This window comes from Romboutsia sp. 13368, from assembly GCF_018336475.1.
GTDB lineage: Bacteria > Bacillota > Clostridia > Peptostreptococcales > Peptostreptococcaceae > Romboutsia.
The window spans coordinates 1,127,360-1,127,974 of sequence record NZ_CP048741.1; the positions used below are offsets into that span (position 1 = coordinate 1,127,360).

The following is a 615-nucleotide window of genomic DNA, read 5'->3' on the forward strand; positions in this document are numbered from 1 at the left end:
ATCACTATGAAATAATGGGCTTGCAYTTGGATTTYTTTCTATGGCTAAATCAAATGTATCAAATACAAGTTTATTGTTATTTGAGTGCCCCAAAACATAGGAAACTATACTATTATCATATAAATCTATTATTGCACTTAAATAGGCCTTCGTCCCATTAGTTAACTTGAATTCAGTTATATCAGTTAACCATTTTTCATTCAGCGTAGCTGCGCTAAAATCTCTATTTAACACATTCTCGGCAGTAATTTGAGGTGTACTTTTAACATATCTTTTCTTTTTCTTTCGAATTACTGATTGTAAATTTATAGATTTCATTAATCGATAGATTCTTTTATAATTATATTGCTTATTTAAATTTCTATTAATGTTCATAGTCATACGTCTATAACCATAAATACCATTTACATCATCATATATCTTTGTTAATTCTTTTATGATAATTGAATTTTCTTTATCTCTTTTAGTTTCCACTCTATTTAACCATTTATAATATGAAGATCTTGCTATACCWRCAAACATTAGTTTATGTTTAGAAGATATTTCAGTATTAGATATGATAAATGAACAATTAAAATACAATAATGATATTTATCAAAATGAGTTTGAGCATAT

The 615-nt window shown here is 25.5% G+C and carries 1 protein-coding gene; it reads right to left on the reverse strand.

What is annotated here, in order from left to right; genetic code table 11:
- Positions 1–474: IS3 family transposase (locus tag G3997_RS04600; protein ID WP_296648816.1), on the reverse strand; the 474-nt coding region annotated here is incomplete at its 3' end.
- Positions 475–615 lie beyond the last annotated feature (141 nt).